Origin of the sequence: Kitasatospora sp. NPDC056800 (assembly GCF_042789775.1) — a bacterium.
GTDB lineage: Bacteria > Actinomycetota > Actinomycetes > Streptomycetales > Streptomycetaceae > Kitasatospora.
Map to the genome: position 1 here is coordinate 40,350 of NZ_JBHUAL010000005.1, position 16,091 is coordinate 56,440.

A 16,091-nucleotide genomic window follows, 5' to 3' on the forward strand; every position below is an offset into this window, starting at 1 on the left:
TGATCCACGGCAACATTTCTTTTGAGTACACGGAGGAGTAAACATGTCCCCTCGATACAACGGCAACACCAACCGGCGCACCAAGCGGGCGGCCAAGCACGCCGGCAACACGTCCGCTCAGGACGCCTACGACGAGTGGGAGCGTCACGCCCTGGCCATGCTCGGCCGCCACCAGGGCGACGACGACACCCCGACCGAGTACCGCAGCGCAAGCCAGCCAGAAGCCGCCTAACAGGCCCTAGGAGGCTAGGCCGATGGAAGCCGCAGACAAGCCGCCCATAGGGGCACTACTGGCCCACTACGGGGCAGAGGTAGGGGACACCGGGCGCCGGTGGCAGGGCGTCCGGTGTCCCTTCCATCCGGACCGATCCGCATCGGCAAGCGTCAGCTTTGAGGCCAACGTTTTCAAGTGTCACACCTGCGATTTCGGAGGCGACTCGTTTGCGCTAGTCATGTGGAGAGAGGGGATACGCGATTTCGGTAGTGCCGTCGAATTCTGTGAAAGAGTTCTTGGAGCAGAGTACCGCCCGGTACGAAAAGACGCTAAGCAAGGACGCCGGCGCCGCCAGGTTCTTGGAGAAACGGTTTGGCAGCCGGGCGACGGACAGCGCTCGATTCTTTCGACTCGGCGCCGTCGGCGACCCGTTGCCGGGACATGAGTCCTATGCCGGGATGCTCGCCATTCCCTATGCCGCCCCGTACGGTGTTGTAGGCGTCAAATTCCGGTGCCTGGCAGATCACGACTGTAAGGCCGTCCACAAAAACCGGTACCTGAATCCCCCGGGAAATGAACACCGACTGTTCAATACCGCCGACATGTTCCGGCCGCAGCCGTTCATTGCGATAGCTGAGGGCGAGATAGACACCATGACGGCACACCTGGCAGGCATCCCGACCGTAGGCGCCCCGGGCGCAACTAGCTGGAAACCCGCTTTTACCCGCCTATTCCGGGGATACCAAACCATCTACATTTTTGCGGACAATGACGACGACGGAACCGGATTGGACAAGTTCGCGACACCGCTTGCGGAGAAGTTGCCAGGAGCGCGAATCATCCTCATGCCAAAGGGCCACGACGTGAATTCTTTCGTCATGGAGAACGGCTATGAGGCACTGAGGGAACTAGTAGGAGTTTAATGCGAAAGCGACAGACACCCGCCGGCACGCCGGCAGAAGACTTCACGTGTGACGAATCCTCGGGGTTGGACGTAATCACGGTGGCAGAGTCCACCTACGATCCCGACGCCGTATACATCACCGCATCGGAATTCAACACCGCCGGAGTCATGACCCACCATATCGGGTTCTTTCTCAATCCGGCAAAGGCAATCAAGTTTGCCGAACGGGTCTACATCGAGGCCGTAAAGAAGTCAACAGGGAGGGACGTCAATGGCATACTCTAACGGCGAAACGGTTTCCATTGGAAGCTATCAGGTCTATTTCTACAAGTCCGATGCGGGCGGCTTTCGTGCCGAAATCCGTCACGACGGCCTAGAACTCGATGACGATCAGATCACCAGTTATGAGGCCGTCGCCCTGGTCGCGCTCCTCGGTGAGGAAGCGGCATGAGCCTTGATGTGTGGGTTGCCCGTGTAGACGTTCCCGGGGCCAACCGCCCCAAGCGAATCTGTGGTCCACGGATCTACGACACAAAGCCGGAAATGCGCCGGTCGGTTTCACAGCTCTACGCCCGGTACGGCCGAGAAAACGTTGAGGTCTGGCAGATCGCAGATGGCCAGGCCGTTAAGGAGGAATTCCCGCTTGAAGCAGATTAGCGACAGTCCACACACGGTCCTACTCATCCCGGATACGCACGTTCCGGAACATCATGGCCCGGCCGTAGCCAACATCGGCAACCTGATTCGAGAGGGAGACTTTGCCGGCGTAGTTCACACCGGGGATTTCCTCAACCTTGACGCCCCGTCCCGATGGTCCAAGGGGACCATTGCCGAGTTTGCCGGAGGTGTGCGGGCGGAGCGGGAAGCCGGCAGGCGCATCCTTGATCTCTGGTTCTCCAACTACTCCGGGTACAAGGGCATGCACCTGGGAAACCACGATCGGCGGATTTCCGACTACCTGTGGAAGTACGCTCCGGCCGTCGCGGACATGCCCGAATGGGAATACTCGCGACTCCTGGACTTTGACGCGTTCGGGATTGAGCAGCGCGACAGTATCCACCGGGTTGCCCATGGGTGGGTGACCACTCATGGAGACAACAAGGAAATCACCCTTAGCCAGACGGCAGGGGCCACGGCCTATTCGGCGGCCGTCAAGTACGGAATCAATGTGGCCTGTGGCCACACGCACCGTGCCGGCATCGTCCAAACCTCACACGGCTGGGGTGGACGAATGCGTCCACGAATCGGAATGGAACTCGGCCACATATCCGACCTGAGGAAGGTTTCTTACCTTTCCACCGGATACGCAAACTGGCAAATGGCCTTTGGTGTTCTTCGTGTCAATGGCCGGCGCGTTGACCCTGAGATTCACATGATTGCCGGAGACGGCAGTTTCACCTACGACGGGGTTCTCTACTCCGGCGGAACCCTTCGGAAGGCTAGTTGACCATCACGTTTGACCCCACAGAGTTCCTGCCCCTGGCTCGAAGCGTCAGCCGGTCCTTTGCCCGAGACTGGCCCGGAATTGACGCAGACGACCTTTACGGCGAACTGTCCCTAAAGCTGGTCGAGAAGTCGGCTTCCTTCGCCAAGGCCGACAACGTAAACGGCTCGGTCGCTGTGAGCCTCCGGCGATTCGCAACCGAGTATTGCGGAAAGGAACGCGGTCGGGCCCTGCACGGCAGCGCCGAATATCTCTACTCCGCAACGGAGGTAGAAGTAATCCTAGGCTCAATGTTCCTGCCGGCCGATGAATGGGGCCAGCAAGTGCGCTCCGGCGCCCTACTGCCCGACTGGTCACGGGGCGCCCAGAAGGGCCGTGACGGCATGGGCCACGTGGACGCCGTACTAGACGCCAGGGCCGCATGGGAAAGGCTCCCAGAGGCCGCCAGGGCCGTTCTGTGCGACGGATGGGCCTACGGGCCGACAGAGGCCGCAGAGGCCTCCGGCGCGTCCCTGGCCACGTGGTCCAAGCGCCACAGTCGGGCCGTTGAGAAGTTGCGCGACTCCATGAACACCAACCGCCTTAAGCGCGGCCAGGAGCACACCGGCCCCGGAAGCCGGCAAGCCATATCCAACAACCAAGCGCGATACACGGAGTAGCGAATGAACGAAACCCCAAAGCCCTGGATTATCTGGCTACTGACAGGCCTAGCCCTTACCGGAGCCATCTTCTGTGTAGGCGGCCTACTCTTCATTGAGATTGCAATCATAAGCGCAATCTTTCACGTGGCCGTCTCCACCGCCATTCAGGCCGTAATAGGCCTCACTCTGCTAGGTGGAACTCTCGCCCTGGCATACAGCTATTGGAAGAACGAAAAGGAGCAGTCCTAATGGCCATCGTTGAGGAACAGGCAATTTTCTACCGGTGCAACATCTGTAACATCAGCTACTCAATTCCGGTGAGCGAGTGTTTCAACAGTCTTGATGCCGTACATCAGGCCGTTGAACCGAACCTGCCGGCCCCGCCTCCGCCCCCGCCCCCGGCGGAATGAAAAAAGGCCCCCGCCCGTTGGGGCGGGGGCCTTGCGGTCCAGGCTACTTCGATTCACTCCGGTACTTCTCCAGCCAGGCCTTAGCCTGAGTCTTTCCGACTGCTGAGGTCACATAGGACCCGCCGCTTTCGTACAGATGCAACAGGCCCTTGCCCTCCGGCGGGGCCACCGTGGAAGCGTCGGACCGAAAGAAGCGCTTGGAGAGCGTCCACGTGCCATCCGGCATGCCAGTGACATCCCACGTATCTTTCTGTGCCGTTGCTTTGAACGTGATAGGGCCGTAGTCAACGACCGTGCCGGCCTTGGCGGTTTCCAGTGCTTCGAGAATCTGAACATAGACGTTGGCGTTAAGGAAAGCGCGGCTAGCCGCCCGGTGCTCGGAGGCAACGTCAACCATATCGTTGTCCGGCTCCATGAACATGCGCAACGAGTCGGCGGCCTCTTCAAGGCGCGCCAGTAGGTCAACCGTTGCACCGGTCTTAAGGGACAGTTCCTTGCGCATAGTGCTTCTCCTGTCGAAGGATGTAGCCGGAGCATAGCATACGGAAGTGTGCGTATGTGATGGGCTTGCGACTATCGCACGCCCATTCGACATGATCAGTTAGTGGTGGTGTCCAATATGTCGGAAATCGCCGCATATGACCAGGGCGTTTGCCTGAGGGCGCGTCAGACGCTAGAGTGAAGTAATTAATTAATTAACTAATCCGCCGGCGGGTGGGGAGGTTATTTAATTAATTAATTATTCCCCCGGGGCGACCGCCCCCGGGGCCCTGGCGGAAACAGGAGAGAACACGACGTGCAGCTCAAGGCCCCCACACCGGACCCGAAGGTTTATCACGGCACCCTTGGCCGGATCGTTCGGCTTCTGGAACCCAGTAGCGAGGGTGACCCCATCGGCATCCTCGGATCACTCATGACGGGAGTAAGTGCCTTCCTGGGCCCCCGACCCCGCGTCTGGATTACCGACCTTGAAGACCACCCGGTCCTGATCTTCTGCCTCCTTATCGGCCGATCGAACACCGGCAAAAAGGGTACGGCAACAAATTCCGCCAAGGCGGCACTTGACATTCTCAATGCGGCTTGGTTCAAGACCAACACGATTCGCGACTTGACCTCCGGCCCTGGACTTATCGCCGAAGTTCGTGATGCCACCGAGGAAGCCGAGGAAGGCGGAGAACTCATTTCGGCGGCCCCGTACATCGGCCACGAAAGCCGATGGGTGTTCTCCAGTGAATACGGCAAGGTTATGGCAAATTCCGCAGCCATCGGCTCGCTTGCCGCAACCATTCGCCAGGCGTGGGATGGAGACGACCTTTCATCAAAGGTCAAGAAAGACCCCTTGGTGGCCACTAGGCCGCATATCGCCATCCTGGCGCACATCACCCCCAAGGAATTCCGGGATCGATTCTCGGAAGGGGAGTTGGGCGGCGGTACCTACAACCGCTTTCAAATCTTCAACGTCACACAGTCCAAGGACTTGCCGCGCGGCGGGCGCGGCCTCCTGGACCGCGAAAAGCTGGAACGCGAAGTAGGGAAGCTGAGGGAAAACCTTCTCAAGGCCCGAAAGGATATGATCATCTACCGCACTGCGGAGGCGGATGATTACTGGGCTGATGTGCTGTACGTCAAGGCTGGCGCAGACATTGAAGATGACAGCGAAATGATGGAAGAGTTCACGGCACGCCGGCGCCCCTATACGCTCCGACTTGCCGCACTCTATGCGCTGGCAGACGGCCGAAAAGAAATCGGCGTCAAGGACCTTGAGGCCGCAAACGCAATCTGCGAATACACCCTTGCCAGCATCGAATACGTGGTGTCCACTCAGGGTATCGGGCAGCAAGTTTCAACAAGCGGCAACAGTAAAGCGTCCCTCCTGGGGGCCACCCTTCGGACCTTGGGGAAGGTTAACCAGGGACTCACGCTTATGCAGATCAGGGAGAGGCTTGGCCCCAATACCCCCTCCGCTGAAATCAAGGCCCTTCTTGAATCGCTTGGCGCATCTCAAAAGAAGGGGCACAAGGAGGGCGCCGGGCGGCCGGCCACAATCTACTATCTGCCCGACGCAGTGAACGGCGACGGCGCCCTGTAGGGAGACGGCGGCCCCGCGTGAATGCGGGGCCGCCTTTTCCTTAATCAACAACATGCGCAATCCGGCGAAAGCTGAGACACGGAGGGGTATGATCGAGAATCCTTACATTTTGGACTTGTTTGCCGGCCCCGGGGGAATCGATGTTGCCGCACACCTTTTGGGTGTGCGCTCACTCGGAATCGAGTGGGATGGTGACGCGTGCGCCACGCGCTATAGTGCAGGTCTCAAAACCTGGCACGCTGACGTTAGCGCTGTACGTAGAAGCCGATTCGAGGAACTTCCAGGGGACCTCAACATTCTTGCAGGCGGACCCCCCTGCCAGACATATTCAATAGCCGGCAACGGTGCGGGTCGAAAGTCCTTGAAGACCGTACAAGGCCTCATAGACGCCTTGGTCAATGGCGCAAGCGAAAAAGAGATTGACGGGCAATTGAACAGTGCGGCCGGCGACCCCCGGACTGCGCTGGTTTTGGAACCGCTCCGCTATGCGATAAAGGCACTCGACAGTGACAGGCGGAACGGTCGACCGTTCGATGTGATTGTGTTGGAGCAAGTCCCCCAGGTGGCGCCCATTTGGGAGGCCTATAAAATCGCCTTGGAAAAGGGCTTGCCCGGAAGGAATGGAACCCGAGTCAGGTATGCGGTTGCGGAGGTAAAGACGCTGCGGACCGAAACCTACGGCGTGCCCCAAAGCCGCCAACGTGCAGTGTTGATTGCGCGACTTGCCAAATACGGCACGCCTCCCGTTCCGGCCCCGACGCACCATTCATTCAATCCGCACAAGCCGATTGAGGGCGGTCCCGACGACCACACGCTAGACACTAGGCACATGGCCCCTTGGGTTCCCATGGAGCACGTTCTAGGGCCGGAGCGTGGACCGGAAGAACGAGTGTCGCCATTCGAGATTGTGTCGAATTATGGAAGCGGCGGCAATCCTCAGGCAAGGGGCGTTCGTACGCATCGACAGCCCGCGTTTACTGTCACCGGAAAAGTCTCGCGCAATACGGTTCGGTACCCTAACGGCAACATGCATGAGCCAGGCCGCTTGACCATCTCCGAAGCGGGTGTACTGCAAACCTTCCCCAATGACTACCCCTGGCGTGGTGGTGACCAGTCGCAGCAGGTAGGCAACGCTGTCCCGCCGCGCTTCGGTGTACACGTCTTGGCCGCCGCGCTCGCTCTGCCTGTACCGCCCGAGGATCGACTAGAGGCGACATGGACAACCCTGATGCGCGGACCTGCCCGCCCGGAGGGCGGTAAGCCGATCCGGGCGGTAGCGACAGGGGAAATCGTTGGCTGGTCAGTAGCCGGCAAGTTCCATCCTCTAGCCGAGTGGCAAGAGTGACCAGGGGCCCCGCTTAGGCGGGGCCCCTTTTCGCATTGCCGGCATCAGCAACGCTTGACATACGACATGCACCGTATGCTAGTGTCCTTCTCGTAAGACCGAGACGCGACGAACCCGCACGGCGTCGGGGGAGCGATCACGGTCCTACCCAAAGACCCTTCCTGGCGGAAACGGATCAAGGGTTATGGTCATAAATCGGATTTGCCGATCTGGGCTACTGCTCAGACAGGACGACCGAGGCAAGATACACAGTGCGGGCAACGCCTGGCACTGCCCGGAGGCCGGCAGATTGGCCGTTTTGGGCTTCCCCTGGACTCCCAATCGGGAGCCCGGAGGCATCGCACAGATTTGCGAACCGTGTAGTCCGTTCGTTGAAGTTGGCTTGGGCGAATGGATAACACAAAACCGGGTTGACGGGATAAACCCGCAACGGATACAGTCCCTAGGAAACGGGACACGGAAAGGGAGTCTAGTGGCCTTCTTTGAAAAGAGCCGTCCGAGCGTGGCGCACGCCGACGAAATCCCCGCTGGCGGGTGCGTGCGCGTCAAGCTCGCCATTGCGAAGCGGTTCGCCGGCACCGAGGAACTCGACCTGTCGGAGGGTCTGCCGGACGGCATGACCCTCTGCCCGAACTGCGCGGAAGACGTGCAGGAGGAGATTGACGAACTGGTCGAGCAGGACGACACGGAGGCGGAGGGCGACGGCCAGGAGGACGACGGCCTGTCCCCGGAGGAGCGTGCGGCCAAGGCAGAGGCGGACGCCAAGGCCGCCCAGGAGGCCGCCGCCGCCAAGGCCAAGCGCGAAAAGGCGGAAGTTGCCCTCTGCAAAAAGTACGGCGTTGTTGACCTTGCGGCGGCTGAGGCCAACTGGCTCGCCATGCTGAACGCCCAGGAGGAGGACACGCCGGCGTTCGACTTCTGGAACAGCATGGTTGACAGCTTCATGGAAGACCTTTACGCCCTTGACGCCTAATCAAGGCTAAAGAGTCAGAGTCAGTCACCAGGAGGAGAACACATGGCAATCATCAAGCAGGAAACCCGTACCATTCGGGACGACCGCACGAAGGAAATCCTCACGGAGGATCAGGCCGATACGGTGCAGTTCGGCCTTGACGGCGTCAACTTCAAGATTGACCTTGCCCGAGAGGGCAAGCTTGGCGCCAACGCGCTCCGGGCGTTTCTGGCGCCGTACATCGCTGCCGGCACCATCGTTGAGGACGAACCCGACCCGACGCAGATTCCGGGACAGACGCAGATTGCCGCCGCCACCGTGGCGGGCCGCAAGAGCGGCCAGGGCAACCGGCCCGGTCGGGGCCGTAAGCGTGGTGGCGCCGGTAGCGTTCACACCGCCAGTGCCGTTCGGGCTTGGGCGAAGGCTGAAAAGCTGGACGTGCCGGACCGGGGACGGGTTCCGGGCGACGTCAAGAACGCATACGCCCTGGCCCACCAAATCAGCGTAGACGACATCTCCTGATCAGCCCGGAAACGACAGAAGGGCCCCCGCCTTGGCGGGGGCCCTTTCTGCGCGCTCGCGCGCAATTAGTTAATTAATTAATTACTCCCCGGGGTGCCTCCGGCCGCCGGGCCGTCCGGCAGGGGCGGAGGCGTGTGCAGGGCCTCCCGCACCGCAGCCCGGTGCCGGCCAACAGGCACAGTCACGGAGTCCACGGAGAGGCCCAGGACGGCCGCCACGGCGGCCAGGACAAGACCAACCGGCAGGGACGGAAGGTAATGCGCGCCAAGCGCCAGGAGCGCGGCGGCAACGGCATAAAGCCGGACGGCATTACGGGAGATGAAGCTAATCAAACTGATCCTCTCTGGTCGTGATAATCGATAATCGCCGGTGGCCTTTCTGTTTATCCCCGCCAGGCCTCCGCCCACGTATTCGGGCCAACCACACCATCTACCTCTAGGCCGTGTCGTGCCTGAAACTGGCGGGTGATGGAATCGGACGCCGGACCAAAAGCCCCATCGGCGTCAATCTGCCAAGTACGGGCCTTAAGGCGCGCCTGAAAAGTCCGCACATCCTCACCGGTCATATACGGGCGGGTGAGCTTGAGATACCGGCCAGGCCAAGCCGGGACGCCGGCGGGCGGAGTCGGAGGCTTGGGCGCCGGAGTGGAATTACCCGAGTAAGCCGGATAGCCATAACCAAGAACCTGGCGAACCTTGCGCGGCCGGACACGCCGATAACAACCGTCACCGTTGCTCTGGGAGCCGGCATTGCCGGACGACGTATTGCCCTCAAGGGCGGTAATCGTGGTGTCGGTAAAAGACTCCACAATGCCGACGTGATCGGCGACACCATCGCCATCCCAGTCATAGAAAACAATGGCGCCGACGCGCGGATATTCGGACCACTGTCCGCGCTGCTTAAACCAATTGACGTGCGACGGGCAATAAGCGAACCGGCCGATCACGTCGGCATTGCCAGAGGCGGACGCGCAATAGCTAATCCACATGTCGCACCACGGCTCATTGTTGAGGCCGTACCATCGGCCAAACGTGGTGTCGTTATTGCGGCCCTCCTTGTAGCCCTGGCTAATCCACTTACGGCACTCGGCCAGCATGCTGTCAAGACTCATAAGTCCCTCTCCTCTTTTGTTCGGTCATGGGAAAGCCCCCGGCGACATGCCGGGGGCTTGCGTGCCTGTAGGGCCCCTAGGCGGGGCCGTTGTCCTCCGACTGGACAGCCGGAGCCTTGCGCGTCTCTACGGGCTGTACGGGCCCGCGTAGGGCCCCGCTCACCAGGGAACGGAGAAGCGCGTTTTCCGTCTCCAGACGTTCAACCCGGGCCGTCAGGTCCCGGATGGTCCCCTCTAACCGATCCGCCCGCGCCTTCTCTGCCTCGGCATTTTCGCGCCACAGCCGGGCCGACTCGTTATCCGTCTCAGACCGGAACCGGACGAACGCAACACCTAAACCGACCGCCAGGCCGGCAAGACTGATAGCCGTACTCCAATACTCCACAACCCCCCTTTACTTGACGGCCGTCGTGTCCATGGTGGTAAGCCATTCCACAGACTCACCATTCACGGCCACACGATGAGAAATACTTTCCACCCGATAGGCATTGCGATAAACCATGCCACCGGGAAACGCGGGATCGTCCTCTCTGATGACTACCCGCCCGATCAAGTCGAGGGACAGGATTTTGGCGGCAACAGTATCGTTGCTGGCGAGATTCCATTGAAGTGCACTAAGGCGCGGAATCGGATTAGCCCAACGCTTGAGGAACTGGCGTGAGCAACTGATCACCCAGGAATCGTCAATCACCTTGAGTTCACGCCTGTAGGTGCGACGCCCAAACTGCTGCACGGATGCCGCACTGGCAGACGTTTTAGAGATTCCTCCCTTGCGAGAGAATGTGACGACGTTGTATACCCGGGACAGGTCGTAGTCCAGCGTATAGCCAGGTTCCGGACCCTCCCCCCGATTGGCATAAAACGTCATCTCATTTCCGGGGACGCTCGAACCGTAGTCCATCAAAGCGTCAACTGTCCCCTTCTCCAAATACCCAATTCGCCCCTCACGCGTCGCAAAGAACGCGCTTTGACAGTCTTGAGTCACGTCCTGTACGGCCGACAGGGCGTTGATTCCGCTGAAATCAAGTGGACCGAAATTTGCCGGACTTTGGCCGGCACCCCATCGCCAATTCGCCACGTCATATCGAGGGTGAACCATTCCCGTCAGGAATGTTGTCCGCGCGGTTCCAAGCTGGTTCGGATTGTTCCTCCCGACTGTCCATTTAGCTGTCACATCCTCCGCACCGGTGTCGTAGATGGTCAGACAGGAAAGTTGGCCAGTGAACTGATATTGGAAGCGCGTGCCGTCGTTGTAGTGGCCGGCAATGGTGCTCCGCTCCGTCCACGGGTAGCCAGACTGCTGACTGACGTAGGTTTTCCTATATGCCCAGTTGTCGGCATTGAGGGTTACCGCACGCTTTCCGGTGGCATTGTCGGCAGGGCCGACCGAGACGGACAGGAAATGCGGCTGATTATCGAGAAGATAGCCCATGGGCATGAGAAGGTACGTTGACCCTTCGGTACCCGTGTTGGCGAAAAGGCAATCATTGGTTGGCGAGAGGGCTACACCAATCTGCACCGTATTGCCTAGAGACAAAACGGTGTAGTGCAAAATTCCGCTTGTCGGACGCACGATGGTAGCGGATGAAAGTTTGACCCAAAAGTCCGTACCGTATCCCTTGTCAATACGCCCCTTGGCTCGGTCCTTGTTCTGCGTTCCCAAATCCCGTAGGGCAGGGTCCGTAATGTCAATGACCGTGCCATAGCCGCTACTGTCCGGGCCAAAGGACATGCACGTTCCGTTCTGAGTGCCATTCACGAATCCGGGAATGGCATAGGTGATCTGTCGATACGGAAACCAAATAGCCTGAGAGCTAGGATCAATGTACCCGCTTGCTTCACCGACCAGCGGGTATGACTCAACGGGGTCAGTGAGGGGAAAATGTGCGATGACATTTTGGTTTCTGCCGATCACCGCTTGATAGGGCGTATTCCATGACGTGTCGGAAAAGATTCTCAGGTCATCCGAGCATTCCATGCGTACATCGTTGGCACCGAACGTCCAATTGTTGTCTGCCCGGATGCTGTCAATGAATCCCGAGTAAACGGGTTCGGCCCCATCGCCAAAGCGAAACGGCACAGCCTTGTATCCGCTATCAGTCCGCGCGCACTGGAGTCCCGAGATATCGATCCCAAAATCTCCGGCGATCGTTGACCGGTCGGAATCCTGACGGGCGTTAAACGTCAACTTCATTTGCGGCGCGACCATGCCCCAAGGCATCGTGCCACTCAAAGCGAACCGAGCAAACTCCGCCGTAGGCGTCAGAGTGAGCGTTCCCAGAGTCCACGTGTTTGATGGATTAACTTGATCGACGGCCCATGCCGTCAGCACCAAGGGGGTTCCGGACGCCGGCACAGTGTGCCCGTTCTCGTCAGTCCACTTGACCCACCCGGAGAAAGCATAATTCGCGAATGGTACCGGGGCGGTTTGGGTGTAGATCGAATTTGCGCCGATCTTCAAGGAGGTACCGGGAACAGCATCAGCCCGAGACTTGCGATAGGAAAAGCGCACTACCTGAGTGCCAATCCCCGGGGAGGGTTCGCCCCGGGATGTGGTCCGAAAACCCAAATCCCACCATGTTTCCCCGGAAGGTCCACGCGGAAACTCCCACTTTTCGGCAGGGGGAATTTTGGTAAGCGATCCCTGACTACCCGTCCCATCAAAGCCTTGCTGCCACCACCCATCGACCATGGGGCTAGTCGCCCATCGAGGGAACACGTTGTTACCTATGACCGAGTGAATCCGTAGCCGCCGGTTAGGAACAATGGTGGTCTTTTCCTGACTGAAATACCAATCCGGTTCGCCAATGTAGGGCGCCGCATTATACGCATGGGCCGAAGTGATGAGGATTGCCCCTGCCGGATTGGCGGCCCGAGACACCAGACGATAAGAAGCCTTGACGGCGCCGACCGGTGCCACGTTCTTAAAAATGAGAGACTGAGTCGAGTTGTAGGTGATCTTTACGGGGGTGGTGCCGTGGGCATAGCCGATGGATACGTTTTGGCTATTCATGTATTGCACGAACAGGCCGATGGTAAATTCGGGCTGTGACCAATCGGCCTGCTGTAGCTGAATGGCAAATTGCTGTTCCGTGCCGTCAATCACCGGAACTTCCGGGAAGGACAGAATATCGGTCCATGCCGCCAGGGCCGGCATCGCGACCCTGGCGCAACCGGACGTGAGATCTGGAAACGCGCTCACGGTTACGGCAACACTGCCATACGTCTTGAGCAGAGACACCGGAAAATAGGGCGCCCCGGGGATGCTTTCCTTATCCCCGGGCTTCTCGCTGGGGAACAGGTTGTTGGTCGGATTGGATATCTTCAGGAACGGGGCCGGAGAGAACCGGTCATCCGCGTTATCCAGGGTTACAGTTGCCTGTCCAGTCTCGAAGTTGTCAAGCGCGAACGACCGCCCGCGCTTACTCTCCCATCCCTTAACCCACCGGGTTACCGGCTTCCATGCCGGCGTTTCGTTAATCGTTGACTCGAAGGCGATTTCTGTTTCAAAACTCAGACGACTTGTCATGCTTGCAGACCGAAACCGGTCCTGCCTCCGTTCCTGTTGCCAATGCGGATAATCTCGTCACGGACGCTGGCCGCAATCGACCGCGCCAAGTCGCGTTCCGTGGCCACAGAGCCAGCCACAGAGACGTTCACAATCACGGTGGGCGCCTGAGGCTCAGAGGCGCCGGAAAGGCCCCGCTGTGACCCCGTGAGAGGCGTCACCCGGGCACCGGTCGGCAACTGTAGAAGTTCTGGCCCCGCCTCACCGATAATGGCCGCACCTGAGCCGAGCACGTTTCCACCGGCAGCAAGAAGCGGGATTTTCGGAGTGCCCAGAGTAAACGACGGAATATCGACACCGAAAACGCTTCCGCCACCAATGGTGAACTCAAGGCCATTCCAGCCCCGGATCACCTTGTTTACGGCCGCCTTGAAGGCGTTGAATATTCCGTCCCACATTCCGCCAAAGTCGAACGACAGGTTTCGGGAAAACCAGTCCTTGACATTTTGCCACCCATTTTTCAGCCAATTCATGGCAGAATCGAACGTATTAGTCATACTGTCAATTGGCCCCTTAAAGGCGCCGTAGACCATATCCCACGTTCCCTTTACGGTTGAAACGACTACCCGACCGATTCCGGCGGCTATATCGGTTACGCCCTTCCAGAATCGGTCCCAATCTCCGGTCAAAAGGCCGATGGCCATTTCCCAAAGGCCACGGACAATATCGAGGAATCCGCCTATAACGCCCATTACCTGGCCAACAAAAGCGGTGGCCACACGAAGTATGTTGTCACCCCAGCGCGACCAAATCGCCTCGATAACCGCAATGGTTGTTGCGAAAACTGCATGGATGTATTCGAAGCCGACATAGACGGTATTCTTCAAATTCTCGATAACGGGAGCGATCTTCGGCCAAAGAGCCTCGGCCCAAGGGATGACCTGATCTCGTATGACGGCGGAAAAGCGGTCGAACGCTCCGCGCATTACCTCTATGGTGCCCGATACCGGGCCGCCCTCTGCGGTGAGCGTGGATATGAAAGAACGGACAGAGGACGTGACATTGTCGTATATGTTTCGGGCAGTTGCCCCGGCCTCGATGACCTTGTTTATCCACCCGGACGAGAGGTCAGTACTGGCACCCTCGCCGGTGAAAGTGCCAAAAAAAAGGCGTACGGTGTCAATAGCCGCACTGAATACCGGGCCAAAAGTGCTGACAATGACGTTGCCGAAACGCTCCAAAACGGGTAGAACCGACCCGCCGATAAAGTTGACAAAGCCTTGCTCTAGCCCCCGCTTGAATTGCTCAATGCGCGTAGACGAGTTGTCGTGAAGCGTGTCACCGAGCTTGCCGGCCGCGCCGGCAAAATCGCCCATAGCCTGTGTTGCGGTACGCGGATCAAGGGCATAAAGCGCGGCCCCCATATCCTCAGCTTTAGTTCCGAAAAGCTCCGTAGCAACGGCATTCCGCTTAATCGGATCTTCGATTTTGCGGAGGGCATCAAAAGTCTGAGCCAGGGCATCATTAGCACTTGCGCCACCCTTGCCGATAGCGGCAAACATTCGGTCGGCATTAAGGCCTACCTTTTCATAGCCGCCCCGGATCTTGTCCGACCCCGCGACGGCCTCAATGCTGAATTCCTTGATAGTGTCCGCGACAACATCGGCATCACGCGCACCCGCCTTAAGGCCCTGAGAAATAAGGCCCATGGCCTGAGAGCCATCAATGCCGACATTTCGAAACTGGGTGCCGTACTCCACCATTGTGTCAAGGAGGTCATCGGCTTTATCGTTTCCCTGCTGAAACCCCTTGGTCAGAATATCTAGGGCTTCCTGGCCGTTCTTCGCCAGACCCGTTCTAACCATCTGCGCGGCGGCATTCGCAGTCCCCTTGACATCCTGGTCAAACGTTTCTGCAAGCGCCATGGCGCTGCCGCTAATTTTCTCAATCTCCGCGCTGGTGGCATCTGCCGGCAGTAGCCCGGATTGCCAAACCTCCTTAACGGCGTTGGTCGCGTCACCGACTGATTCGCCGTAGGCCTGGCCGTACAGGCGCCCGGCAATGTTGCCGAACTCCTGGGCCATCTGAGGCGTGGTCCCCAACTGGGCTTGGAGCTTGCTAATGCCCTTTTCCTGGTCCATGGCCTTGCTGAGGCCATCGGCCAGGGCTTCACCGGCCTTAAGGGCAATGGCGGCAACGCCGGCAACCATGATGGCGCCCTTGGAAAGGAGACCCTGAGAAAGGCTCTGGCCGCCTTCCTCGCCAGCGGCCTTTCCCTGGGAAACAAACCGGCCCCGCGCGTCCCGCATTTCACCTTCGACGCCGGCGGCCAGGTCTTGGGCCCCGGCTTCCACGCCGTCCGCGACGGCCTGGCCGCCCTCCTCACCCACGTCCCGACCGGCCGCAGCAAACCGACCCCGCGCGTCTCTTAGGCCTCCGCCAAGGCCCTCCCCTACGGTCTGCGCGGCATTCTCTACGGCGTCCGTGACAGCCTGGCCGCCCGCCTCACCGACCGTTTCACCGGCCGCAGTAAAGCGGCCCCGGGCGTCCCTCAGGCGTCCCTCTATGCCCTGTCCTAGGGCCTCCGTTGCCTGCTCGGTCGACTCGGCAATAGCATCGCCGGCAGCATCTCCTAGGGCCTCTCCGGCAGATACGAAACGCCCCCGGGAATCTCGGAGACGACCGGTTACCGTCTGCGTCAGATCGGTAGTGCCCTGAGTGGCACTCTCGATAACGGCATCAACGGCACGGCCGGTTGCATCCGCCACCTGCGTCATTGCGCGGACGGCGCCGGACGCGTCTCCCGTAACAACAATTGCTAGTTCCTGGCTACGGTCACGACCCAATTATCTCCGTCCTGTAGTCGCCCCCTTCATATACTCGGTGTATGCCGTGTAGGCATCCAAGGGCATTTCCATTAGTTCCTGGTAAGTCATGCCGTAGAAGTGGCA

13 protein-coding genes and 1 pseudogene are annotated in these 16,091 nt (G+C 59.4%); 10 read left to right on the top strand and 4 right to left on the bottom strand.

Translation table 11 applies throughout. From position 1 onward, the window contains the following. The first annotated feature begins 43 nt into the window (after positions 1-43). From ACFRQN_RS02275 to ACFRQN_RS02300, 6 genes and pseudogenes are all read left to right on the top strand, one after another. Positions 44-232, top strand: a complete 189-nt coding sequence (locus tag ACFRQN_RS02275; RefSeq protein ID WP_380737590.1) for a hypothetical protein — start codon at positions 44-46, stop codon at positions 230-232. A gap of 22 nt (positions 233-254) precedes the next feature. Beyond that, positions 255-449: pseudogene (locus ACFRQN_RS02280) on the top strand (CHC2 zinc finger domain-containing protein); the annotation flags it as partial. A gap of 49 nt (positions 450-498) precedes the next feature. Next, a complete protein-coding gene (locus ACFRQN_RS02285; RefSeq protein WP_380737591.1) occupies positions 499-1,137 on the top strand; it encodes a toprim domain-containing protein in 639 nt (212 codons plus the stop codon). Then, positions 1,137-1,403: a hypothetical protein gene (locus ACFRQN_RS02290; protein ID WP_380737593.1), complete on the top strand. Its 267-nt coding sequence runs from the start codon at positions 1,137-1,139 to the stop codon at positions 1,401-1,403. Before ACFRQN_RS02285 ends, ACFRQN_RS02290 begins: the two co-directional genes overlap by 1 nt. Next, positions 1,390-1,569 carry a hypothetical protein gene (locus ACFRQN_RS02295; RefSeq protein ID WP_380737595.1) on the top strand — a complete coding sequence of 60 codons (180 nt, stop codon included), beginning with the start codon at positions 1,390-1,392 and terminating at the stop codon, positions 1,567-1,569. Before ACFRQN_RS02290 ends, ACFRQN_RS02295 begins: the two co-directional genes overlap by 14 nt. A 192-nt stretch (positions 1,570-1,761) precedes the next feature. Continuing rightward, positions 1,762-2,565 (top strand): hypothetical protein, encoded by an 804-nt coding sequence (locus ACFRQN_RS02300; protein WP_380737597.1) that lies wholly within the window; start codon positions 1,762-1,764, stop codon positions 2,563-2,565. A 1,091-nt stretch (positions 2,566-3,656) separates the two neighbouring features. On the opposite strand, the gene ACFRQN_RS02305 is transcribed toward ACFRQN_RS02300, so the two are convergent. Continuing rightward, entirely contained in the window at positions 3,657-4,115 is a 459-nt protein-coding gene (locus ACFRQN_RS02305; RefSeq protein ID WP_380737599.1) for a hypothetical protein, read from the bottom strand. Between the two features lie 294 nt (positions 4,116-4,409). Between ACFRQN_RS02305 and ACFRQN_RS02310 the strand changes: the two genes are divergently transcribed. The 4 genes from ACFRQN_RS02310 to ACFRQN_RS02325 all read left to right on the top strand — a co-directional run bounded on the left by ACFRQN_RS02310 (position 4,410) and on the right by ACFRQN_RS02325 (position 8,521). After that, positions 4,410-5,702, top strand: coding sequence for a DUF3987 domain-containing protein (locus ACFRQN_RS02310; RefSeq protein ID WP_380737600.1), 1,293 nt, complete (start codon positions 4,410-4,412; stop codon positions 5,700-5,702). An 88-nt stretch (positions 5,703-5,790) separates the two neighbouring features. Next, positions 5,791-7,047 carry a DNA cytosine methyltransferase gene (locus ACFRQN_RS02315; protein ID WP_380737603.1) on the top strand — a complete coding sequence of 419 codons (1,257 nt, stop codon included), beginning with the start codon at positions 5,791-5,793 and terminating at the stop codon, positions 7,045-7,047. A gap of 502 nt (positions 7,048-7,549) precedes the next feature. After that, positions 7,550-8,020, top strand: coding sequence for a hypothetical protein (locus ACFRQN_RS02320; protein WP_380737605.1), 471 nt, complete (start codon positions 7,550-7,552; stop codon positions 8,018-8,020). Between the two features lie 42 nt (positions 8,021-8,062). Next, the gene (locus tag ACFRQN_RS02325) at positions 8,063-8,521 is read left to right on the top strand and encodes a histone-like nucleoid-structuring protein Lsr2 (protein WP_380737607.1); all 459 of its coding nucleotides are present in this window, start codon (positions 8,063-8,065) and stop codon (positions 8,519-8,521) included. Positions 8,522-8,903: 382 nt separating this feature from the next. On the opposite strand, the gene ACFRQN_RS02330 is transcribed toward ACFRQN_RS02325, so the two are convergent. The 3 genes from ACFRQN_RS02330 to ACFRQN_RS02340 all read right to left on the bottom strand — a co-directional run bounded on the left by ACFRQN_RS02330 (position 8,904) and on the right by ACFRQN_RS02340 (position 15,917). Continuing rightward, entirely contained in the window at positions 8,904-9,632 is a 729-nt protein-coding gene (locus tag ACFRQN_RS02330; RefSeq protein ID WP_380737609.1) for a peptidoglycan-binding protein, read from the bottom strand. 394 nt (positions 9,633-10,026) lie between these two features. Then, positions 10,027-13,161, bottom strand: a complete 3,135-nt coding sequence (locus ACFRQN_RS02335) for a hypothetical protein (RefSeq protein WP_380737611.1) — start codon at positions 13,159-13,161, stop codon at positions 10,027-10,029. Continuing rightward, positions 13,158-15,917, bottom strand: a complete 2,760-nt coding sequence (locus tag ACFRQN_RS02340; RefSeq protein WP_380737613.1) for a phage tail tape measure protein — start codon at positions 15,915-15,917, stop codon at positions 13,158-13,160. Before ACFRQN_RS02340 ends, ACFRQN_RS02335 begins: the two co-directional genes overlap by 4 nt. Positions 15,918-16,091 lie beyond the last annotated feature (174 nt).